Source organism: Kitasatospora sp. NPDC041988 (assembly GCF_055588525.1).
Map to the genome: position 1 here is coordinate 18,409 of NZ_JBVJCO010000037.1, position 21,676 is coordinate 40,084.

At 72.3% G+C, this 21,676-nt stretch carries 16 protein-coding genes and 1 pseudogene; 3 read left to right on the forward strand and 14 right to left on the reverse strand.

Annotation, left to right across the window (positions count from 1 at the left end):
* Positions 1 to 86: 86 nt before the first annotated feature.
* The 6 genes and pseudogenes from ACZ6NC_RS30240 to ACZ6NC_RS30265 all read right to left on the reverse strand — a co-directional run bounded on the left by ACZ6NC_RS30240 (position 87) and on the right by ACZ6NC_RS30265 (position 7,083).
* On the reverse strand, positions 87 to 677 hold the full coding sequence (locus tag ACZ6NC_RS30240; RefSeq protein WP_465737017.1) for an MPN domain-containing protein: 591 nt from the start codon (positions 675 to 677) through the stop codon (positions 87 to 89).
* Positions 678 to 693: 16 nt separating this feature from the next.
* Positions 694 to 1,665: an aldo/keto reductase gene (locus ACZ6NC_RS30245; protein WP_465737018.1), complete on the reverse strand. Its 972-nt coding sequence runs from the start codon at positions 1,663 to 1,665 to the stop codon at positions 694 to 696.
* Between the two features lie 630 nt (positions 1,666 to 2,295).
* The gene (locus ACZ6NC_RS30250; RefSeq protein ID WP_465737019.1) at positions 2,296 to 4,431 is read right to left on the reverse strand and encodes a SpoIIE family protein phosphatase; all 2,136 of its coding nucleotides are present in this window, start codon (positions 4,429 to 4,431) and stop codon (positions 2,296 to 2,298) included.
* A 528-nt stretch (positions 4,432 to 4,959) separates the two neighbouring features.
* Entirely contained in the window at positions 4,960 to 5,667 is a 708-nt protein-coding gene (locus ACZ6NC_RS30255; protein WP_465737020.1) for an HAD family hydrolase, read from the reverse strand.
* A gap of 92 nt (positions 5,668 to 5,759) precedes the next feature.
* A pseudogene (locus tag ACZ6NC_RS30260) lies at positions 5,760 to 5,921 on the reverse strand (NUDIX hydrolase); the annotation flags it as partial.
* A gap of 358 nt (positions 5,922 to 6,279) precedes the next feature.
* On the reverse strand, positions 6,280 to 7,083 hold the full coding sequence (locus tag ACZ6NC_RS30265) for an exodeoxyribonuclease III (RefSeq protein ID WP_465737021.1): 804 nt from the start codon (positions 7,081 to 7,083) through the stop codon (positions 6,280 to 6,282).
* Positions 7,084 to 7,388: 305 nt separating this feature from the next.
* On the opposite strand from ACZ6NC_RS30265, the gene ACZ6NC_RS30270 reads away from it, so the two are divergent.
* Positions 7,389 to 8,174, forward strand: a complete 786-nt coding sequence (locus tag ACZ6NC_RS30270; RefSeq protein ID WP_465737022.1) for a GntR family transcriptional regulator — start codon at positions 7,389 to 7,391, stop codon at positions 8,172 to 8,174.
* 225 nt (positions 8,175 to 8,399) lie between these two features.
* On the opposite strand, the gene ACZ6NC_RS30275 is transcribed toward ACZ6NC_RS30270, so the two are convergent.
* Positions 8,400 to 9,581 (reverse strand): ROK family protein, encoded by a 1,182-nt coding sequence (locus ACZ6NC_RS30275; protein ID WP_465737023.1) that lies wholly within the window; start codon positions 9,579 to 9,581, stop codon positions 8,400 to 8,402.
* 464 nt (positions 9,582 to 10,045) lie between these two features.
* Between ACZ6NC_RS30275 and ACZ6NC_RS30280 the strand changes: the two genes are divergently transcribed.
* Positions 10,046 to 10,654 (forward strand): class I SAM-dependent methyltransferase, encoded by a 609-nt coding sequence (locus ACZ6NC_RS30280; RefSeq protein ID WP_465737024.1) that lies wholly within the window; start codon positions 10,046 to 10,048, stop codon positions 10,652 to 10,654.
* A gap of 171 nt (positions 10,655 to 10,825) precedes the next feature.
* Here the strand turns inward: ACZ6NC_RS30280 and ACZ6NC_RS30285 are convergent, their stop codons facing one another.
* The 4 genes from ACZ6NC_RS30285 to bioB all read right to left on the reverse strand — a co-directional run bounded on the left by ACZ6NC_RS30285 (position 10,826) and on the right by bioB (position 14,730).
* The gene (locus ACZ6NC_RS30285; protein ID WP_465737025.1) at positions 10,826 to 11,272 is read right to left on the reverse strand and encodes a hypothetical protein; all 447 of its coding nucleotides are present in this window, start codon (positions 11,270 to 11,272) and stop codon (positions 10,826 to 10,828) included.
* Positions 11,273 to 11,393: 121 nt separating this feature from the next.
* A complete protein-coding gene (gene bioD / locus ACZ6NC_RS30290; protein ID WP_465737026.1) occupies positions 11,394 to 12,146 on the reverse strand; it encodes a dethiobiotin synthase in 753 nt (250 codons plus the stop codon).
* On the reverse strand, positions 12,143 to 13,459 hold the full coding sequence (locus ACZ6NC_RS30295; RefSeq protein ID WP_465737027.1) for an adenosylmethionine--8-amino-7-oxononanoate transaminase: 1,317 nt from the start codon (positions 13,457 to 13,459) through the stop codon (positions 12,143 to 12,145). The genes bioD and ACZ6NC_RS30295 overlap by 4 nt, the downstream gene beginning before the upstream one ends.
* 26 nt (positions 13,460 to 13,485) lie before the next feature.
* A complete protein-coding gene (gene bioB / locus ACZ6NC_RS30300) occupies positions 13,486 to 14,730 on the reverse strand; it encodes a biotin synthase BioB (RefSeq protein WP_465737028.1) in 1,245 nt (414 codons plus the stop codon).
* Positions 14,731 to 14,944: 214 nt separating this feature from the next.
* Between bioB and ACZ6NC_RS30305 the strand changes: the two genes are divergently transcribed.
* The gene (locus tag ACZ6NC_RS30305) at positions 14,945 to 15,784 is read left to right on the forward strand and encodes a hypothetical protein (protein WP_465737029.1); all 840 of its coding nucleotides are present in this window, start codon (positions 14,945 to 14,947) and stop codon (positions 15,782 to 15,784) included.
* Positions 15,785 to 15,994: 210 nt separating this feature from the next.
* Here the strand turns inward: ACZ6NC_RS30305 and ACZ6NC_RS30310 are convergent, their stop codons facing one another.
* The 3 genes from ACZ6NC_RS30310 to ACZ6NC_RS30320 all read right to left on the reverse strand — a co-directional run bounded on the left by ACZ6NC_RS30310 (position 15,995) and on the right by ACZ6NC_RS30320 (position 21,676).
* On the reverse strand, positions 15,995 to 18,487 hold the full coding sequence (locus ACZ6NC_RS30310; RefSeq protein WP_465737080.1) for a DEAD/DEAH box helicase: 2,493 nt from the start codon (positions 18,485 to 18,487) through the stop codon (positions 15,995 to 15,997).
* Positions 18,488 to 18,750: 263 nt separating this feature from the next.
* Positions 18,751 to 19,425: a hypothetical protein gene (locus ACZ6NC_RS30315; protein WP_465737030.1), complete on the reverse strand. Its 675-nt coding sequence runs from the start codon at positions 19,423 to 19,425 to the stop codon at positions 18,751 to 18,753.
* Positions 19,418 to 21,676: a hypothetical protein gene (locus tag ACZ6NC_RS30320; RefSeq protein ID WP_465737031.1), complete on the reverse strand. Its 2,259-nt coding sequence runs from the start codon at positions 21,674 to 21,676 to the stop codon at positions 19,418 to 19,420. Before ACZ6NC_RS30320 ends, ACZ6NC_RS30315 begins: the two co-directional genes overlap by 8 nt.

Here is a 21,676-nt window from a genome sequence, read left to right on the forward strand (position 1 = left end):
GGGGCCGCCCGAGTCCGCCCCGGTCACATCCGCGAGTGTGACCGGGGCGGAGTCCCGCCGGTGGCGAGGGGCGAGCCTGCCGTTCCTCAGGACGCGCTGAACCTCAGAAGGAGGCGGGGGCATGGCGCCGCGACCTCGTCCTCAGGGGGAGGGCCCCATGCCGCGAGTGCGGCGGAAACCCCCTGCGGGCCGGATTCCAGATAGCAGATCATGTTCACCGGGTACCGACTGTTGTCGAACATGTAGCGGTCCATCGGTGTCGGCTCCTCGCTTATTCGCAGCCCTCGCTCTTCGGGTGGGCCGATCCGGTGCCAGTCGGGATGCAGATGGATGGAGCCCAGGATCTCGACCCCGTCACGGTCCGCCTGCCGGTGAATACGAAGCAGATCCTGCGAGCTGCACCAGAATCCCCGGTGGGGGTTTCGGTAGGCGCTTCCGAAGCACGGCTCTATGGCGCTCGAGAACTCTTCGAGCGCCATCGGGTCGGTGGCACGGACGTTGGTCGCGAACTGGACCGAGGTGATGGCCGCGACACCGTCGTCGACGGTGCCGAGCAGGAGGGCGAAACAGGAGGGCGGTTCCTGAGGGGTACAGGCCTCGTATTCATCGCGTGCTACTGAGATGAACGACTTGAGGGCGTCGAATCCGATCAGGGCGGTGTGGGGGGTGAGGGCCACGGCGGCTCCTCCTCCTTCAGCCGACGTGCGCATGGTGGTCCGCCGCGGTGGTCCGTGAAGCGAGATCCAGCGAGTGAACCTCGGCCGGGGAGAGTTCCAGGGTCGCTCCCGGGATCAGTTCGGCGAGCTGCTCGGGCGTCCTGCTGCTGGCGAGCGGAGCGACGACATGGGGCTGCGCCCTCAGCCAGGCCAGGGCCACCGCGGCGGGGGCGGTGCCGTGCTCGGCGGCGATCGTGTCCAGCGTCCGGAGCACCGCGCGGCCGCGGGGCGTTTCGCCGTACGGTCGTGCCGCGTCGCTGCGGACGCTGGGAACGGCGGGTGCGCCTTCGCGGTACTTGCCCGTCAGGAACCCCTGCGCCAGGGCGAAGTACGGGACGCAGGAGACGCCCTCGCGCTCGCATACCGGGGCGATCCCACTCTCGAAGGGCTCGCGTTCCATGAGGTTGTAGGGAGGCTGGACCGCCACGTACGAGGCGAGCCCCGAACGCTTCGAGACCTCAAGGGATTCGGCCAGCCTGGGGCCGCTGATGTTCGAGGCGCCGATATGGCGCACCTTCCCAGCCGCGATCAGCGTGTCGAGTGCGGCGAGGGTCTCTTCGAGGGGAGTTTCCGGGTCGTCCGCGTGCGTGTAGTAGAGGTCGATATGATCCGTCCGCAGACGGCGCAGGGATTCCTCTACCGCCTGGTGGACGACCTTCGCCGTGAGCCCGGACAGTCCGTTCAGTCGGCCCACCTTGGTGGCGATGACGAAACGGTCCCGCTGACCGCGCGCGGCCAGCCAGTTGCCGAGGATGGACTCGGACTCCCCACCGGTGTTTCCGGGGGCCCACTGGGAATAGGAGTCGGCGGTGTCGATGAAGTTCCCGCCCGCGGCGGCGTAGGCATCGAGGACGCGGAAGGATATCCGCTCGTCGACGGTCCATCCGAAGACGCTGCCGCCGAGGCAGAGTGGAAAGACGTCGAGCTCGGAATGTGCGATGGTAACCAATGGACGCTTTCTGGGTTCTTACCGGTTTCCGTGGTCGGTTCCGGTGCGGAGGGTGGGCACAGGGGGGCGCGGCTCGGCGCGACTTCCCGCGTCGCCGCCACCTGAGGGGTCGGCTGACGCCCCCGACAGTAATGTCCAATGAATAGCGTGCACTTGATATTCAGTCAGCGCGGAAACCGATACTACCGTCCGGTCCGCGCCATGCCGCGACGTCGGCTGGATTCCGTCGTGGTCGGGGTGTGCGCCTGCGCCGTCGTTCTGCGCTCGAACGGCTCGACGGCGAGGCCGCCCCCGGTGGTTACCGGGCCGAGGCGGGTCGCGGCCGAGTCGTGGGCCGCAGGCCGTAGGCCCGGGTGGCCCCTTCGCCCGATCTCCCGTGGCAGGAAGGCGATCCAGCCCCCGGTGACGGGCGCGTGGCCGCAAGAACTGCACGGTGGCGTCCAGCATTCCCTCCTCCGCCCAGGAGTTGGAGCAGCGGAGCACCCAGGTCGTCGGGATGCAGAGAGTCGTGGACAGACCGGCCAAGTTGAAGCGCCCGGGGTAGGCATCAAGCCTTGAGCGGCCGGGGTCGAGCCGTTGGCGGCCATGTGGATTGACGAGTGGCCGCACATGTGAACTGCCATCAGATGGTCAGCGCGCCAGCGGGAATTCGCACCAGACGTTCTTGCCGCTGCCGAGTGGCTCCACGCCCCAGCTCCCGGTGAGGGCATCCACCAGCAGCAGGCCGCGGCCGGAGGTGGCGGTCTCGCCGGGGGCCCGGCGGCGCGGCAGGACGCTGGAGCGGTCCTGGATCTCCAGGCGGATGCAGGGGGTGGTCCCGGCCCGTAGTTCTATGGTGAGCAGTGCGCCCCCGTCGGTGTGGACCAGGGCGTTGGTGATCAGTTCGTCCGCAGTGAGTTCGACGTCGGACAGGATGTCGGCCGCACCCCACGCGGCCAGGGCCTGTCGGAGCATGGCCCGGGTCTCCACCAGCCCTTCCGGATCTGCCTGGTGGACGTGCTGGGTCATCTGCCGGGTGGCGTAGGTGCCGGGTTCGGCTGCGCGGTGCAGCAGCAGGAGCGCCACGTCGTCGCTGCTGCCGAGGCGGCTCGGGTGGCCGCCGCAGAGGTGGTCGGCGAGCGCCTCGGTGCCGAGCGGGCCGGCGCGCATGGCGGCGGCGAGCGCTTCGATGCCGTCCGCGATGTCCCGACCGGGCTGTTCGACCATGCCGTCGGTGCACAGAAGCAGGGTGTCCGCGGGGTTGAGGTCGAGACGGGTCTCGGGGTAGCCGTCCTGGCCGAAGACCGTGGCCACGCCGAGCGGCAGGCCACCGCGGACGCTGGCCCAGCCGGTACGGCCGGTGCTGCGCCGCACGAGTGGTTCGAGGTGGCCGGCCCGCACCATGCGCAGTGTTCCGGTCTCCAGGTCGGCGTCGACGTAGATACAGGTCGCGGACCGCTCGGTGTCGAGATCGGCGAGGAACCTGGACGCGCGGGCCATGACCGTGGCGGGAGTGTGCCCCTCGGTGGCGTAGGCCCGCAGAGCGATCCTCAACTGACCCATGATGGCGGCCGCGTGGCTGTCATGCCCCTCCACGTCGCCGACCACGAGACCCACCCGCCGACCCGGCAGAGGGATGACGTCGTACCAGTCCCCGCCCACCTCGCGTCCGCTGCGGCCGGCACGGTAGCGGACGGCCACCTCGCCGCCGTTGATCTCGGGAATGCGGCGCGGCAGCATGGTGGTCTGGAGCGTGGTCGCGAATTCGCGTTCCTGGTCGAAGAGCATGGCGCGTTGCAGGGACTGCGCGACAGCGCTGCTGAGCGCGATGCAGATGTTCCGGTCCTCGGTGCTGAAGTGGTGCCTGTCCCGGTAGAACAGGCCCAGCGCGCCGATGGAGCGGGCCTGGGCGGCCAGCGGCAGGAAGGCCGCCGCCTCAATCCCCATTTCCTCGGCGTAGGGCAGAAGGCGGGGATAGCGGGTGGTGAGCTCCTCCCTGGTGCTGACGAATCGCGCGCGCCGGGTGAGCACGACCTCGGACAGCGGAAGCCCGTCCCCCAGGTAGGTCAGCGACAGGTCGTCCTTGGCCCTGAGCTCCGCCGACGGTTGCTCGGTTACGGCGACGAGGCGCATAACGCCCCCGTCCACCAGTCCGAGGGCAAGCCCGTCCGCCCCGAAGCGTCGCAGCCCTTCGCTGTCGGTCAGCACGTTGGTCACGTCGCGGACGGTGATGGCGCGGGCGAGGGCTTCGGTGGTGGCGCGCACGGAGTCGGTCTGGCGGCGCCGGTCAGCGGCGAGCGTACGCATCCCCTCGGCGTGGGCCAGCTCTTCCTCGGCGTTGCGGATGATGCCGACGATGCGGTACGGGTGCTCCTGCGGGTCGCGCAGGATGCGCCCCTGCGTGTGGGCCCAGCGCAGCGTTCCGTCGCGGCAGACCAGGCGGAAGTAGGACGCGAAGGTCAGGTGTCCCTCCCGTAGCGCGAGCGACACGGCCTCGTCGAGGCGCTCACTGTCCGTCGGCAGTACCCTGGCGGAGAGTGACGCGGGCACCCCGTCGAACTCGTCGGCCCGCAGGTCGAACACTTCCAGGCCCACATCGTCGAGGTGGTAGGTGCCCCTGTCGAGGTCCCAGTCGAAGCTGCCCATGCCGTTGAGCGCCAGCCGGTCGTTGGCCGCGGTCGGCTCGGTGTCACCGGGGGAGCCCGACGACGGCGAGGCGGCACGGGCGGACACGGGGCGGATGATCTCGGGGTCGTAGCCGCCCGGAGACCTGGACGTGTTCGCCATGGCAGGGCTCCCGTCCGATCGATGGCCCGCTGCCGGATCATCCGCGACAGGCTTGCCGCCGCCGTGCGGTCACGGAGAGTGGCCTGCACGTGCGACAACGAGGCGCCTGAGCGCTCCGCCGCCCGCGCCGGGTCCGTTCCTGGAACGCCTGGTCAGTCTATCCACGGGTCGACGGCTCGGCATCGACGCGTGAGCCGTGGTTCAGGCCTTCCTGGCCACACTCGAGGTGGGCGCCCTCGCCGGCCGCACTCCGGCCAGACCATCGGGGCCTTCCTCCCGCCGGTGTGCTCCCTTGAGCATTTCGGGCACGGGGGCAGGATCTCGCTCATCCGGCCAGGGCAACCGGGCCCGAGAACCGGCTCCGCAGGGTGCGCAAGCGGCCACCGAGGGCGGTGGTGCGCTGACCATCCGCCCGTGGCTCAGTGTCAAGGGATGGTAGGAACTCGCGCCGGAGCAAGTCTGCCGCGTCCGCCACCCCCGGCAGCGGTCCGCCCGCGATCCGAGGGGACAGCTGCCGGGCGGGGCGGTTCAGAACAGGTCGAGGATCGCGGTCAGCGACGCGACGACCGGCACACCCCCGGCCGCCGCGTCCGCCGCATCCGTGGCGTCCGGTTCCCGGCGCAGCGCGCGTCCTGCGTAGCCGAGGTCGATCGCGGCGGCGACCAGGCGGGGATCGTCGTCGACGAACAGGCACTGCGCGGGCGCGAGGCCCAGCGCGGTGCTGGCGTGGCGGTACATGCGCGGGTCCGGCTTGTTGCAGCCCAACTCGGCCGAGATCGCGTACGCCTCGAAGAACCGTCCGATCCCCAGTTCCTCGTGCAGGAAGGGCAGGTTGGGCCAGGCGTCCGACACCACCGCCATCCGCACGCCGCGCCGGCGTAGCTCCTCCAGGGTGGGCGCGACCTCGGGGTAGGTCTCCAGGACGGTGGTTGCGGGGACGTCGCGGCGCAGGTCGGCGATCAGGCGCGGGGCCGGGTCCACTCCGAGGGCGTGGAGCAGCACCCGGTGGTAGTCGTCGAGGTCGGGGGTGGTGGGGGTGGTGTCGAGGAAGCGGTCGCCGGCGGCGATCGCGGCGGTGAACTGCCGTGGTGTGATGGCCGGTTCGCGGGCCAGGACGGTCTGCTCGAAGTCCGCCCGCGGGTTCCAGCGGCCGCCGATCGGGCGGATGAGGACGCCGCCCGAGTCGAGGAGGACGGCGCCGAGGCCGCCGGGAGGAGGAGTCGGTTGTGTGAGCATCCGTCAAGTGTGTTGGTCGACCCGTTGTTGGTCGACCCCCGAGGCCTGGGTGGTGTGGGTATCGGGCAGGCCTGACACGGTCGCAGTTCGCGGGCGGCGGCCTCGTCGCGGCGCTCGCCGGCCTCGACCTTGCCGCCGGGGATCGTCCACGTCGGCGTCGTGCTCCAGCTCTTGGCCGCGTAGTGGATCGTCGCGACCTGCCCGGCGGCCTGGTCGTGGGCGATCACGGTCACAGCCTGGCGAAGGCTCTCCATAGTCGAGCGCACGCCCAGAACATCGAAGTGGAGCTCGCCTTCAGCTCCCCGGCCGGTTCTTCAGGGTGCCAGTTTGTGCTGCGCAGTGAGCGGCTACGCGGCTGCCGACCATGACGCGGCACCGGGCCGAGCAGCCTCAAGGGGCACGGCCCGTCGCCTTGGCCCATCACGTGGCTACATCACAATCCGGCCGCAGCAGGGGCATCGACCAGCCGAGGTCCATCGAGGAGATCCGGACCTTGAGCCGACCCGGTGCGGGATGCCCGATCCTTCGCACGTCCGGGTCCTATCTGGCACCAGCTCCGAGGACGGGCGGTCCCACCACAGGCCCGGCGCTTGGCGGCGCCGGGCCATTGGGTCAGAACTTGTGGTCGTAGTGCACGGTTACAGGAGCGTGGTCGGACCACCGCTCGGCGTGGGTGGCGGCCCGTTCCACGTGGGCGTCGGTGGCACGGGCGGCGAGGCCGGGGGTGGCGACCTGGAGGTCGATGCGCCAGCCCGAGTCGTTGTCGAAGGCGCGGCCGCGGTAGGACCACCAGGTGTAGGGGCCGGTGCGGTCGGGGTGGAGGCGGCGGACCACGTCGACGTAGCCGGCCTCCTCGTGGACGCGGGTGAGCCAGGCGCGTTCCTCGGGGAGGAAGCCGGCCGCCTTCTGGTTGGCCTTCCAGTTCTTGAGGTCCTCCGGGCGGTGGGCGATGTTCCAGTCGCCGCAGACCACGACCTCGCGGCCGTCGGCGGCGGCCCGGGTGCGGAGTTTGCCGAGGTGGACGAGGAATTCCGCCATGAAGCGTTCCTTCTCCTCCTGGCGTTCGGTGCCGACTTCTCCGGAAGGGAGGTAGAGGCTGGCCACGGTCAGCCCAGGCAGATCGATTTCGACATACCTGCCCGAATTGTCGAATTCCTCGGACTCGAATCCGATCACCGTGCGCTCCGGCTTCTGCCGGGACAGCACCGCGACGCCCGCGCGGCCCTTGGCGACCGACGGTGCCCAGACCGCGTGCCAGCCCTCCAGGTCGCGCAGTTCCACCGGGAGCTGCCCGGGCTCGGAGCGGACCTCCTGCAGGCAGATCACGTCCGCCTCGGTGGCCGCCAGCCACTCGATGAAGCCCTTCTTGGCGGCCGCCCGGATCCCGTTCACGTTGACACTCGTCACCACAATCACCCGGGAAGCCTACCGAGCGCCCCGGCCGGCCCGGCGGCGGCACGTCCGGGAGAGGCCCGTCCGGGAGGGGCGACGCGTCCGGATGTCAGGATGTCGTGAACGCGGCATGAATCCGCGCGACAGTCGCACCAACCGCCGCCATTGGTCTTGACCATCTCCGGACGCAGCCCCTAGGGTCACTTACTGCAAGGACCTTTAATAAAGAAGGACGGATAAAGCCCGCTCTCCCACCTGCCGCAACAGCGGACAGCGGGCCGGGTCCGCCCTCCTTTCGGCAGGGCGGACAAAACAGGGTGGAGGCCACGGTGGGAACGACTGGACAGCTCACGGCGGTACCGGAGCCGAAGTACTGGCACCTGCGCACAGTGCTGCTCCGCGCGATCGACACGGAGTTCTCCACCGGCCAGGTCCTGCCCAACGAGCGCGAGCTCTCCGCCCGCTTCGGCGTGGCCCGGGCCACCCTGCGCCAGGCGCTCGACCAGCTGGAGCTGGAGGGCCGGCTGGTGCGCCGCCGCGGCATCGGCACCCTGATCGCGGCCCCCCGGGTCGGCGTCCCGGTCAGCCGGCACGAGGAGGGATGGCCCGGCACCGCCCGCAGCCAGGCCTGGCGCACCGTCGACTGCACCACCGCCCCGGCGTCCGAGCGGCTCGCCAAGGCACTGGGCATCGCCGAGGGCGCCACCGTGCACACCGTCCGCCGGGTGCGGATGGTCCAGGGCCAGAACATGGCCACCGAGTCGCTGCACGTGCCCGCCTCCGCGCTGCCGCACCTGCCCGGCTTCCGCGCCGAGAGCGACCACGCCCGTTCGGTGCTGCGCCAGCTGGAGCGCCTGGAGGTCGACGGCGAGTCCCGCGCCGTCGAGCTGGGCGTCGCCGAGGCCGAGGAGGCCGCCCTGCTGGAGCGCCCGCCCGGCTCGCCCGTCCTGGTGATGACCACCCAGTACGCCGCGGCCGGCCGCCTGGTCGCCCTCGCCGTCTCCACCTACCGCGCCGACACCTGCAAGCTCACCTTCGGCGAGACCGGCCTGGTCGAGGTCACGCCGGTCGGAGCCACCGCCGGTGCCACCACCGAGGTGCGCACCGCCTCCTGAACCACCCGCCTCCTGAACCACCCCGCCTCTGAACCACCTCCCGAAACACCCTCAGGCCCAGGCCCGGACGCTCCCACAGGCGCCCGGGCCTGGGCCTTTGTGACGGCGGGCGGCCGGGGCACCGGCGCGGCGGGCCACGGGCAGTGGGTCATCGGGCGGCAGGTCATGGGGCGGCGGCCCATGGGACGGCGCTGCCCCATGGCCCGCCGCCCCATGACCGAGCGGTCACCCCCGGGCGCCGGCGCCCGTCGGCGGGTCGACGGCGAACAGCTGCTCCTCGACCTGGTCCAGCGCCACCCGCAGCGCACCCATCGCCACGACCTCCGAGCCGAGGGCGGCCAACGCCACCTCGGGCGCGCGCAGGGTGAACTGGGCGAGGCGCTCGCGCAGCGGCTCCAGGACACCGTCGAGCCCGGCGGCCCAGCCCCCGACCACGACCAGCTGCGGATCGATGGCCAGCACCAGGGCGGCGACGCCCTGCACCAGACGGGTCAGGAACCGGTCCATCGCGACCTTCGCCACCTCGTCGCCCTCGCGGGCCAGCTTCAGCACCCGGGCGACGGCGGCCTCGTCCAGCGGGTTGAGCGGCTTGCCGGTGGTGGAGAGCAGACGCTCGGGGGTGACCTCCTGGCCGAGCAGGTGGAGGGCGCCGATCTCGCCGGCAGCGCCGCCGAAACCGCGGTGCAGCTTGCCGTTGATCAGCGAGCCGGCGCCGGGGCTGAGGCCGGCCATCACGAAGACCACGTCGTCCGCGCCGACCGCCGCGCCCTGCCAGTGCTCGGCGATGGCGGCCAGGTTGGCATCGTTCTCGATCATCACCGGGCAGCGGAACGAGCGGCGCAGCCGGGCGCCCAGGTCGAGGCCGGTCCAGCCGGCCATGGCGGTGCCGAGCTGCACCGTGCCGTCCCGGTCGACGATGCCGGGGGTGCCGACGCCGACCGCCCAGAGGTTGTCCCGGGAGACGCCGGCCTTGCGCAGCACCTCGGCGACGACGGTGCGCACGGCGGTGAGCCGTTCCTCGGCGTCCAGGCTCTCCTCGACGGTCCGGAAGTGACTGCCCACCACCTCGCCGGTGAGGTCGGCGAGGATCACCCGGATGTCGTGCACGCCGATCTCGACGCCGAGGATGTGCCCGGCCTCGGCACGGAACCGGAACCAGCGGGCCGGACGCCCACGGCGGCCCGCACCGCCGGGCTGGCCGCCGTTCTGCGGCTGGTCCACCTCGGCGACCAGGCCGGTCTCGACCAGCCCCTCGATCACGCCCTCCACCGTGGGCCGGGACAGTCCGGTGTCCCCGACCAGTTGAGTGAGGGTCACCGAGTGGCCGGCCCGCAGCGCCCGAAGCGTGACCGCCGCGTTGATCCGCCGCAGCAGCGAGGAGTCTCCTCCGGTGAGCCGATCCGCCAAAACGCTGCCCTTCGCCGTTCGCGCGACAGCCCTGGCGCGCGGTGCCGAGTGCGCGGTGACCACCGAGTGCCGACCACCGAAGGCCGACCGCCGGGTGTCCCGCGAGAGTCCGCCGACCGGACCGCGGGCACGACAGCGCTGGGCCGCCTGCGCCAGGCCCGGAGGGCATGTGCCGGATGCTACCCGGGCCCGGGCCCGGCGGGCGAGCATCTTCGCAGCTCACCCAGGCTTCGGTATCGAAATGGTACGCACCGGGTCGCCGTGCGTACCCCGCCCTTCCACGGCACCACCGGACACCCCCGGGCCCCCTCCCGCCGCTGCTCCCGGAGCTGCGCCAGCTGGTCGGGACACCCCCGCAGAGCCTCTATGCTGCGGACATGCTGAACGAGACGCGCGACGTTCGTCCGGGTGCAACTGTGCTGTCGGACCGGAGCTTTGTGCGGAGGGAGACCAGGCCGACTCCCGTGCCGTTCGTGCCGGAGGTCACCCTGCACATGGCGCAGGACGCCATCGCGCTGTGGGAGACCACGGAGGCGGCGCGCGGCGAGGTGGGCCTGGCCCCGCCGTTCTGGGCGTTCGCGTGGGCCGGCGGGGTCGGTGTCGCGCGGTACGTGCTCGACCACCCGGAGCTGGTCGCGGGGCGGACGGTACTCGACCTGGCAGCCGGGTCCGGGCTGGTGGGCATCGCCGCGGCACTGCGGGGCGCGCGGTCGGTGCGGGCCGCGGAGATCGACGCCTACGCGGTGGCCGCCATCGACGTCAACGCGGAGACGAACGGCGTCCGGGTCGACGCGGCGGTGGAGGACCTGCTGGACGGGGACGGCGCGCCGGCCGAGGTGGTGCTCGCCGGCGACGTCTTCTACGAGCGGGCGATGGCCGCCCGCTTCCTCCCCTTCCTGGAACGGGCGCGCGCCCGCGGCGCGGTGGTGATCGTCGGGGACCCGGGCCGGGCCTACCTGCCGCGCGAACGGTTCAGCGCACTGGCCGCGTACGACGTCCCGGTGGTCGCCGACCTGGAGGACGCCGCGCTCAAGACCACCACGGTCTGGCGGCTCGACCCGCCGCAGGGCTGAGACTGACCGCAGGTGCCGAGACCGTCCGCAGGGCCGTGACCGCCCGCAGGTGCCGAGACCGTCCGCGATCCGCCTGACCTCAAGCCGGCATCAAGCCCCAGGACCGCAACCCTCAGGAGCCAGGCCTCAACCCTCGGGCTCCGGTACGAGGCCGCGATCGGACCGGGCCGCTCACGGGTTGCTGAGCGCGTACGTGCGGAAGGTGGCGAGCAGTGGCAGGACGTCCGTCTTGCTCGGCTCCTCCGTGACCGACCGCATCGCGTCGATGACGGTGCGGGCGATCGCCTTGGTGGCCCCGAGGTCGCCGCCGGCGGCCGTGGCGGCCCAGGCGCGGAGGGTCCGGGCGAGCAGGGCGGCCATCCGGGCGCCGATGTTGGAGCTGACGGCGTCGGTCAGCTCCTCCAACTCCTCGTCGGTCATGCTGGAGCGCAGGCCGAAGGCGAGCGCCATCAGGGTGTCGATGGCGTGCTCGCCGTAGGCCGCGACCAGGGCCGGGAGCGGCTGCTCGTCAGGGCCGCCGGCGGCCAGTGCGGCCAGCGCCTCGTCGTCGTCCTTCCACGCCGCCTCGAGCGCGGCGAGGGCCCGGAGGGACTCGTCTACCGTCAGGCCATCTGTCATGCCGAGAACGGTATTGAGCCCTACCGGGCCCGCGCCGCACTCGTCGGAAATCTCACTCCTTCGAGCGAAACCGGCCGGAACCCTGCCGCCGGCACCGGCACGCCGGCAGCGGTCTGCCGTCCTACGCGGGCGCGTTGGCCGCGGTGAACTCCGCCGCGTCCCAGTGGCCGTGCAGTGCCGGGGCGAGTGCGGCGCGCGCGAGGGCGGCGAAGTCCCCGGCGCCGGCCGCCCGTTCGGGCAGGACGCCGAGCAGGGGCGCGCCGGCCGAGCGGGGCAGGTCGGCGAGGTTGCAGCGGTCGGCGAGGCCGGGGGAGCCGGGCCAGGCGCCGATGACCACGCCGAACAGCGGCAGGCCGCGCGCGGCCAGGGCCTCCGCGCTGAGGGCGGCGATGTTGAGCGTGCCGAGGCCTGCCGAAGCGACCAGCAGCAGTTGGGCCGGCAGGCCGAGGTCGCGGGCGGCGAGCGCCTGGTCGGCGAGCGTGCGGCCCTCGTCGTCGTAGCGGACCAGTAGACCGCCGGCGCCCTCGACCAGCACCAGGTCGTGGTCGCGGGCGAGTTCGGCGGCCGCGGTGGCCGTCTCGGCGGGTGTGAGGCAGGGCCGGCCGGACCGGCGGGCGGCCGTGTCCGGCGCCAGCGGCTCGGGGTAGCGGGCGAGTTCGCGCAGCGTGAGCCGGGCGTCGAGCGGGGCGCCGACCAGCCGGGCGACCTCCTCGGCGTCCCCCGGCTCGCCGGGGGCGACCCCGGTCTGCCCGGGCTTCAGCACGGCGACCCGCAGGCCGGCCTGGACGGCCGCCGACGCGATGGCGGCCGTCGTCACGGTCTTGCCGACCTCGGTGTTGGTGCCGGTCACGAAGAGAACGGGAGGGGTGATCATCCGGCCACCGCCGCCGCGGTCACCGCGGCCGCGATCCGGGCCACGTCCTCGTCCCCCGTCACGTACGGCGGCATGGTGTAGATGAGGTCCCGGAAGGGGCGCAGCCAGACGCCCTCCCGCGCGGCCGCCTCCGTGGCGGAGGCCATGTCGACCGGGTGGTCCAACTGGACGACGCCGATGGCGCCCTGGACCCGGACGTCGCGTACGCCGGGCACGCCGGCCGCGCCCGCCAGGCCGTCCCGCAGACCGGCCTCGATCCGCTTCACCTCGACCTGCCAGTCCTGTCCGAGCAGCAGGTCGATCGAGGCGTTGGCGACGGCGGCGGCCAGCGGGTTGCCCATGAACGTCGGGCCGTGCGCCAGCACCGGCATCTCGCCCCGGCTGATCCCGTCCGCGATCTCGCTGGTGCAGAGCGTGGCGGCCATGGTGAGGTAGCCGCCGGTCATCGACTTGCCCAGGCACATCACGTCCGGCGAGACGCCCGCGTGGTCGGCCGCGAACAGCGCGCCGCTGCGGCCGAACCCGGTGGCGATCTCGTCGAAGACCAGCAACACGCCGTGCCGGTCACAGAGTTCGCGCAGCATCCGCAGGTAGGCGGGGGAGTGGAACTGCATCCCGCCGGCGCCCTGCACCACCGGCTCGACGATCACGGCGGCCAGCTCGCCGGCGTGACGCTCCATCAACTCGTCGAATTGTGTGGCGTATTCGGCGTCCAGTGGCGCGTCGAAGCCGGATGGCGGCTGCGGTGCGAAGAGCTGGCCGGGTAGCACCCCGCCCCACAGGTGGTGCATACCGCCCTGCGGGTCGCAGACCGACATCGGGTGGAAGGTGTCCCCGTGGTAGCCGCCGCGCCAGGTGAGCAGCCGGTGCTTCTCCGGCCGGCCGGTGGACTGCCAGTACTGCAGGCACATCTTCATCGCGACCTCGACGGCCACCGAGCCCGAGTCGGCCAGGAAGACGTGCTGCAACGGCTCCGGGGTGATCTCGACCAGCTTGGCGGCCAGCCGGACGGCGGGCTCGTGGGTGAGCCCGCCGAACATGACATGGCTCATCCGGCCCAGCTGCTCGCGCACCGCCCCGTCCAGCACCGGGTGCCCGTAGCCGTGGACGGCCGCCCACCAGGACGACATCCCGTCGACCAACTCGTCTCTGCCCGCGACGGGTTGGGCGAGCCGCAGCCGCACCCCGGACGCGGACTCCACCACGTACGGGGTGACGGTGCCGGGCATCGGCCCGTACGGGTGCCAGACGTGCGCCCGGTCGAGGGCGAGCAGGGTGTCGGTGGGCAGGGGGGTGCCGGCGAGCTGAGCCATGATGATGGTGGATTCCCTTGCAGAGGTCAGGCGTTGGGCGCCAGCTCGGTACCGGCGCCGCGGCGCCGGACACGGACCAGGTCGCCGCGCAGCTCGTCGGCGGGGTTCTCGGTGGGCGCCTCGGAGGAAGCCGCCGCGGCGTGCCCGCCACAGGGGCCGCACCCGTGCGCGTCGGCGTCAGCGCCCGCGTCACCGTGCCCGCCGCACGGCCCGCAGCCGCCGCCGGTCCCGCAGGCACCGCCCGCGGCCACCGCGGCGGCGACGTCGGCCCGGTGCCGGGGCAGGGTCGCCTCGCCGGCGCCCTCGACCTCGAAGCCCGCGTCCTTGATCATGTCGAGGTCGGCCTGGCCGGCCTGGCCCTCGCTGGTCAGGTAGTCGCCCAGGAAGATGGAGTTGGCGATGTGCAGGCCGAGCGGCTGGAGCGTGCGCAGGTGGACCTCGCGGCCGCCCGCGATCCGCACCTCGGTGTCCGGGTTGACGAAGCGCACCATCGCCAGGATGCGCAGGCAGCGCTGCGGGGTGAGGTTCCACTCCTTGGCCAGCGGGGTGCCCTCGAACGGGATGAGGAAGTTGACCGGAACCGAGTCCGAGCCCAGCTCACGCAGCGCGAAGACCACGTCCACCAGGTCCTCGTCGCTCTCGCCCATGCCCGCGATCAGGCCGGAGCAGGCGGACAGGCCGGCGCCGTGCGCCTTCTGAACGGTGTCCACCCGGTCGGCGTAGGTGTGGGTGGTGGCGATGTCGCCGTAGGTGCCCTCGGAGGTGTTGAGGTTGTGGTTGTAGGCGTCGGCGCCGGCCGCCTTCAGCCGCTCGGCCTGGTTGTCGGAGAGCAGGCCCAGGCAGGCGCAGATCTCGACGGCCGGGTCGGCGTCCTTGATGGCGGAGATGGTGTCGGCGACCCGGTCGATGTCACGGTCCGTCGGACCGCGGCCGCTGGCCACCAGGCAGACCCGCTTGGCGCCGCCGGCGACGCCGGCCTTGGCGGCCTCGGCGGCCTGGTCCGGCTTCAGCCAGGTGTACTTGAGGATCTCGGCCTTGGAGCCCAGCCGCTGCGAGCAGTACGAGCAGTCCTCCGGGCAGAGCCCGCTCTTGAGGTTCACCAGGTAGTTGAGCTTGACCCGGCGGCCGAACCACTGCCGGCGCACCCGTCCGGCGGCCGCGACGACGTCCAGCAGCTCGTCGTCGGTGGTGGCGAGGACGGCGAGCGCCTCCTCGCGGGTCGGGGCTTCCCCGCGCAGGCCCTTGGCAGTGAGGGTATCGAGCAGATCCATGGGCCTGATCCTGCCTGGTGGCCGACGGGCGACGCCAGAGGAAACCCACCAGAAGATCTCCGGGAGGATGTGCGAGTTGTCACAGTGTCGAAGCTCACGGTAGTGGCACACGTCACGTCCCCGCCCACGGCGGTTACCGGCCGGTAATGCGGGTGATCGTCAACGGCCCTCCCCCGTGATCTGCACCACCCGCGCACTGCTTAGAATCTGCGCCATGACCACGCAGGGGGAGCGCACCCCGTCACCGGGAGACCACGGGACCGACCAGCCGAGCGGTGCGTACCCGCGGCCGGCCAGGAGAATCGGCGCCCGCCGCGCCGTCGGCTGGGTCGTGGTGGTGGGCGTGGTGGCGGCCGGCGGCTGGATCATCACCCGCCCGACGCCCGGCGACTTCATACCCGGCCTCGGCCCCTCGAGCAAGGACACGACCAAGTCGCCGCCGGTGGTCGGCAGCCCGCCGCCGCGCAGCGGCGCCGACCCCGAGGGCCTCAACGTCGACACGCTCTTCCCCGCCCAGCGGCTGGTGGAGGTCGGCGGCTACAAGGGCAGGCGCTCCGGCGTCCGCCAGGGCGAGAACTGCGCCGAGGCCCTCCAGGACCGCACCCAGGACCTGTTCCGCGAGAGCGGCTGCCAGGGCTATCTGACGGTCAGCTTCGCCGGCCAGGACAAGCCGGTGCTCAGCAGCGTCACGCTGCTGCGGTTCGCCGACCAGGGCGCCGCCGCCCGGGCCGCCGAGGCGCTGCGCGCCAAGCCGGGCGCGGTCGCCTTCATCCTCCAGGACGCCTCCACCGCCCCGGCCGTGCCCGCCGGGGCCGCCAAGCCGGGCACGGAGCAGCGCGTCGAGGTGGTCGGCCGGCACGTGACCGTCACCAGCTCGCGGCCGGTCGAGGCCCACGGCGGCTCGCCGTCCGCCTCCCCGGGCGCCCCGGGCGCCCCCGCCGTCGCCACCCCGCTCGCCGTCCCGCCCTCCCCGGCGGCCGGCCCGGAGCAGGTGCTGGACGAGGCCACCCGGGCCCTCTCGTACTCGGCGGGCGCGCCGTTCATCTGGATGTGAGCCGGCGCGACGCCCGTCTACGTGGCGCCTGCAGACACGGCGCCCGCCGACGCGACGCCCGTCTACGTGGCGCCTGCAGACACGGCGCCCGCCGACGCGACGCCCGCCGACACGACGCCCGGACCTGACGAAGCCGGGGGCCCACCGCACGGTGAGCCCCCGGCTTCCCCGGCTTCCCCGGTTTTCCAGGCCTCGTCGGCCGACGAAGCCTCAGCCGCCCAGCCGGTCCACCGCGGTGACCCGCAGCACCGCCCGGCCCTCCTCGTCCGACCCGTACAGGTCGACCTCGGCGCTGATGCCCCAGTCGTGGTCGCCGGCCGGGTCGTCGAAGATCTGCCGGACCTTCCACGAGGAGTCCTCCTCCTCGATCAGCAGCATCTTCGGGCCGCGCGCGTCCGGGCCGGTGCCGAGGTCGTCGTACTCCTCCCAGTACCCGTCCAGGGCGTCCGCCCAGCGGTCCGCGTCCCAGCCGTACTCGCCGTCCAGCGCACCCAGTTCGTCGTAGTGCTCCAGCGCCGCCAGCTCGACCCGGCGGAACATCTCGTTGCGCACCAGCACCCGGAACGCCCGCGCGTTGGCCGTCACCGGCGCCGGCTTGTCGTCCAGGGTGACCTCGGCGGCCTGCGGCTCCGTCGGGTTGGCCAACTGCTCCCACTCGTCCAGCAGGCTGGAGTCGACCTGGCGCACCAGCTCGCCGAGCCAGGCGATGACGTCCTTGAGGTCGTCGGTCTTGACGTCCTCGGGGACGGTCTGCTCCAGCGCCTTGAACGCGCCCGCCAGGTAGCGCAGCACGATGCCCTCGGTGCGGGCGAGTTCGTAGTGGCCGACGTAGTCCGTGAAGGTCATCGCCCGCTCGTACAGGTCGCGGACGACGGACTTCGGCCGCAGCTCGTGGTCGCCGATCCACGGGTGCGCCCGGCGGTACACCTCGTAGGCGTGGGTGAGCAGCTCCTCCAGCGGCTTCGGGTAGCCGATCTCCTGGAGCCGCTCCATCCGCTCCTCGTACTCGATGCCGTCGCGCTTCATCTCGCCGATGGCCTCGCCGCGGGCCTTGTTCTGCTGCGAGGCGAGGATCTGGCGCGGGTCGTCGAGGGTCGCCTCGACCACGGAGACGACGTCCATCGCGTACGACGGCGAGGTCGGGTCGAGCAGCTCGAAGGAGGCCAGCGCGAAGGTGGAGAGCGGCTGGTTGAGCGCGAAGTTCTCCTGGAGGTCCAGGGTGAGGCGGACGATCCGGCCCTCGGAGTCCGGCTCCGGCAGCCGCTCCACCACGCCGCCCTCCAGCAGCGAGCGGTAGATGGCGATGGTGGTGCGGATGTGCCGGCGCTGGGCGGCGCGGTCCTCGTGGTTGTCGGTGAGCAGCTTGCGCATCGCCTCGAAGGCGTTGCCGGGCCGGCCGATCACCGACAGCAGCATCGCGTGGCTCACCTTGAAACGCGAGACCAGCGACTCCGGGTCGGCGGCGATCAGCCGCTCGAAGGTCTCCTCGGACCAGCCGACGAAGCCCTCCGGCGCCTTCTTCCGGACGATCTTGCGCTTCTTCTTCGGGTCGTCGCCCGCCTTGGCGACGGCCTTGTCGTTCTCGATGACGTGCTCCGGCGCCTGGGCGACGACCTGCCCCACGGTGTCGAACCCGGCCCGGCCGGCGCGGCCCGCGATCTGGTGGAACTCCCGGGCCCGCAGGACGCGCACCCGCACGCCGTCGTACTTGGACAGCGCGGTGAACAGCACCGTGCGGATCGGCACGTTGACGCCCACGCCGAGCGTGTCCGTCCCGCAGATCACCTTCAACAGGCCCGCCTGGGCGAGGCGTTCGACCAGCCGGCGGTACTTGGGCAGCATGCCGGCGTGGTGCACGCCGATGCCGTGCCGCACGAACCGGGACAGGTTGCGGCCGAACTTGGTGGTGAAGCGGAAGCCGCCGATGAGGTCGGCGATGGCGTCCTTCTCCGCCTTCGAGCACATGTTGATGCTCATCAGCGACTGCGCCCGCTCCACCGCCTCCTTCTGCGTGAAGTGCACGACGTAGACGGGCGCCTGACCCGTCTTCAGCAGCTCCTCCAGCGTGTCGTGCAGGGTGGTGCGGCGGTACTCGTAGAACAGCGGCACGGGCCGGGTGGCGGAGCGGACGACGGTGGTCGGCCGGCCGGTGCGCCGGGTGAGGTCCTCCTCGAAGCGGCGGACGTCGCCGAGCGTCGCCGACATCAGCAGGAACTGCGCCTGCGGCAGCTCCAGCAGCGGGATCTGCCAGGCCCAGCCGCGGTCGGGCTCCGCGTAGAAGTGGAACTCGTCCATCACCACCTGGCCGATGTCGGCCCGGGCCCCGTCCCGCAGCGCGATCTGCGCCAGCACCTCGGCGGTGCAGCAGATGATCGGTGCGGTCGGGTTCACGCTCGCGTCGCCGGTCATCATGCCGACCTGCTCGGTGCCGAACATCTTGCACAGGTCGAAGAACTTCTCCGACACCAGCGCCTTGATCGGGGCCGTGTAGAACGTCCGCTTGCCCTCCGCCAGCGCCGCGAAGTGCGCGCCCGCCGCCACCAGGCTCTTGCCGGAGCCGGTCGGCGTCGCCAGGATCACGTTGTTCCCCGACACCAGCTCGATCAGCGCCTCCTCCTGCGCCGGGTACAGCGTGATGCCGCGCTCCTCCGCCCAGGCGGCGAACGTCTCGTACAGGGCGTCGGGAGTGGCGGGCTTCGGCATCAGGTCAAGGAGGGTCACCCGGCTATCTTGCCTGCTCGCGTCCGCCCCGGGCAAAGCCCGCCGTCCCCCGCCGACCCCTCGTCGGCCGGGAATGGCGGGCGGGGCGCCCACCGGGCCGGTGTCTCCGCCCACCGGCCGGGTGTCTCCGCTCGCCTGGCCCGTGTCTCCGCTCACCGGCCCGCGGCCCCTGGGCCGCCGGTGCCGCCCGGCCCGGGACCCCGGACCGGGCGTGCGGAGCTGGTGGGCGCGCGGCCGATCGCCGTTCAGCTCCGCGGCTCCGGCACCGTGGGCGCCCGGTCGGCGAGGTGCACGCCGGTGCAGCCCTCCTGGCGGACGACCTCCTCGGCGGTCCGGTGCGCGAGGTCGACGAAGGCCTGCGCGCGCTTGCGGTCCGACAGCCCGGACAGGGTGAGGTCGCCGCTGATGTCGATGCGGCGGTAGACGGCATCGGGCCGGGTCTGCCGCGGGCTGTCGCAGCGCAGCAGGACGGTCGGGAAGAAGCCGAGGCGCAGCCAGGCGTCGGTTCCGTCGCCGAAGGCGAGCTGCCCGGCCTCGCCGTTGGCGGCCTTCCCGGCCAGGTCCTCCAGGCCGGAGCGGTGGCTGCTCTCGTTCTCCTGCCGGACCTCGACCTGTACGGCGGCCACGCCGCCCTTGGGCTGCCAGGCGATCGCGCACGTCACGTCGGGGCTCTTCCCGGACAGGTCACCGCCGGGGGACCACTCGGTGCCCTTCCCGTCGTCCCCGACCAGGGGGCGGACCTGGTCCCGGGTGAGCAGCCCCCAGCAGGCGCTCTCCGGCAGGTCCACCGACTGCCAGGGTTTCCACTGCCAGAGCCCGGCAGCGGCCAGCACCAGGGCGACGGCGGCCGCCGTGCCCGCCTGCCACCGGGCGGGCCGGCGGCGGGCCGCGGGAGCGGCCTCCTGCGACGGGTCAGGCATGCTGGATCACCTCGTAGGTGTCGCGGCCACTGCCGTAGCCGTCCTTGATCTTGCCCGCCGCGCTGGGGGCGAGGTCGTTGATGTACTTCGGGTCCAGGCCCTCCCTGGCGGCCGCGTCGCGAATGGCCTGCTCGACGGAGCCCTGGGCGCCGGTGACGGCCTTGTTGTACGCCTCCAGCGCCTCGTTGGTCGCCTGGTTGTGGGAGTCCACGTGGTAGCTGTCGGCGACGCCGTCCATGATCTGGTTGACGACCTCGTTGACCATGGGGCCGGCGACGGGTGCGCGCTCCTCCAGGGCCTTGCCGCCGGTCATCTCCCAGATCGTCCCCGCCCACTCCCGCTTCGTGGCGACGGCCTCGTTGTACTCGGCGTCCTCGGCGGCGTGCTTGTTGTAGACCTCGTCGACCATCGCACTGGTGAGCAGACCGGTGATCTCCCCGCCCGGCCGGGAGACGTTCTGGATGGCCGCGGTCAGGTCGCCGTGGTCGGCGCGGTGGGCGATCACGTCGTCGATCACGGCGGTGGTGTAGGCCTGCTGCGCGGTGGCGATCGAGGCGTAGGCGTCGGGGTTGCGGCCGAGTGTGACGACGAGCCGCTGCACGTCGTCCTTGCCGAGTTCGGTGGGGACGCCGGAGACGGGCAGTTTGACGCTCGAGCCGTCGAGGGAGTGCTGGACGTCGCCCATGTAGGCACCGGTCATGTGGGCGAGGCTGCCGTTGAGTTCGCCGAACAGCGCGTCGTCCCCGTACAGCAGGCCGGCCGCGTCCTTGTCGCCGAACTTGTGGACGCTCTGCTGCATGACGGCGCCCATCTCCTTGGTGTGCGGAGGGAGTTCGCCCTTCTCGTCGTCGTAGGCCCGCCCGGTGGCGGCCGCCTCCAGGGCGTGGCCGAGGGCGCCCACCTCGAAGGACTGCGCGGTGCCCGGGTTGGGGCGCGGCGGGTAGGGCATGTCGCGCAGCAGTGAGCGCTCGCCGCTGTCGGTGAGCATGTCGAAGTACTTGTTCTCGCCGCCGTGGCTCTTCACCGAGCCGTCCGGGTTGTACGTGGTCGGCGGGTCGGTGAAGAACTTGGTGGCCGCCTCGGGGCTGTGGCCGAGGGCCTCCAGGACGGAGGACATCGGGTTGAAGCCGTGGACGTCGCCCTTCTCGTCCGTGACGCCGGTGAACTGGAACTCCTGGAACGGCGAGCCGTGCATCGCCGCCACCGCGTCCCAGCGGCCCGGGTTCTCGTTGGTCAGCTGGGTGACGTGCTCGGCGATCGGGTTGATGAAGTGGGCGTCGTAGTCGCCGTGCCGCAGGATGTTGCCGAGGATCTGGTACCCGTACGGGCTGGCCTTCGGGTTGGCCCTCGGGTCCAGCGGGATCTGCTCGCCGCCGGCCTTGCGCAGGCGCTGCTCCCAGTCGTCGGAGACGTGCGGCTGCTTGTGGCTGTCGGTGGCGGTGGCCAGGGTGAGGCCGAGGCCGTCCTGGATGCCCTTGACGGCGGCCTTGCGGGCCGGGCTGTCGCTGAAGTCGCCGCTCTGCGCCATCGCGCCGTAGGACGCGAGGAAGGTGGCCGGGTCCTGCCCGCCGTAGAACGCGGCGGCGAACCGCGGGTCGCCGGAGTGGTGCTGGAGCAGCGTCTGGAGCTGGGCGAGCTGGGCGTCGGTGGCCTTGGAGCCGAGGCCGAGGATCTGCGAGGCCTGCTTGGCCTCGGCCTCGGCGAGGCTGCCGACCGGGTTGCTGTTGAAGGTGCCGCTGTCGGTGCCGGTGTCGCCGGCCAGTGCGGCGGTGGCCGCGGTGTCGGCCTCGTTGGCGCGGTCGAGGGCCTTGCCGATCTCCTCGGCCGCGGCCTGGGCGTTGGCCTGCTGGCCCTTGGCGTAGTCGGCGTCCTTCTTGTCGGCCGGGTTGGTGGCCGGCGGCCAGTGCACGCTGCCCTCGGCGTCGACGGTGAGGCCCTTGTCGGTGGCGTGTTGGACGGCGGTCTGGAGGTCCTTCTTGGCGGCCGCGAACTCGTCGTGCGCCTCGCGCAGGGTGCGCGCGATGGCGGAGGCCTCCTCGAAGGCGGCGTGGATCTGGTCGCGGGTGCGGGTGAGCGAGGCGAGCGCGGGCTCGGCGCTGGGGCCGTGCCAGTTGGACTGCTGGACGGGGCCGATGACCTCGTTCTGCATCTTGGTCGAGAGGTCCCACTTGCGGACCATGGCCTCGAAGTCGCCCGCCGCCGCGTTGAGCGAGGCGAGGTCGAGGTGCTGGAGCTGGCTGAACGTCACCAT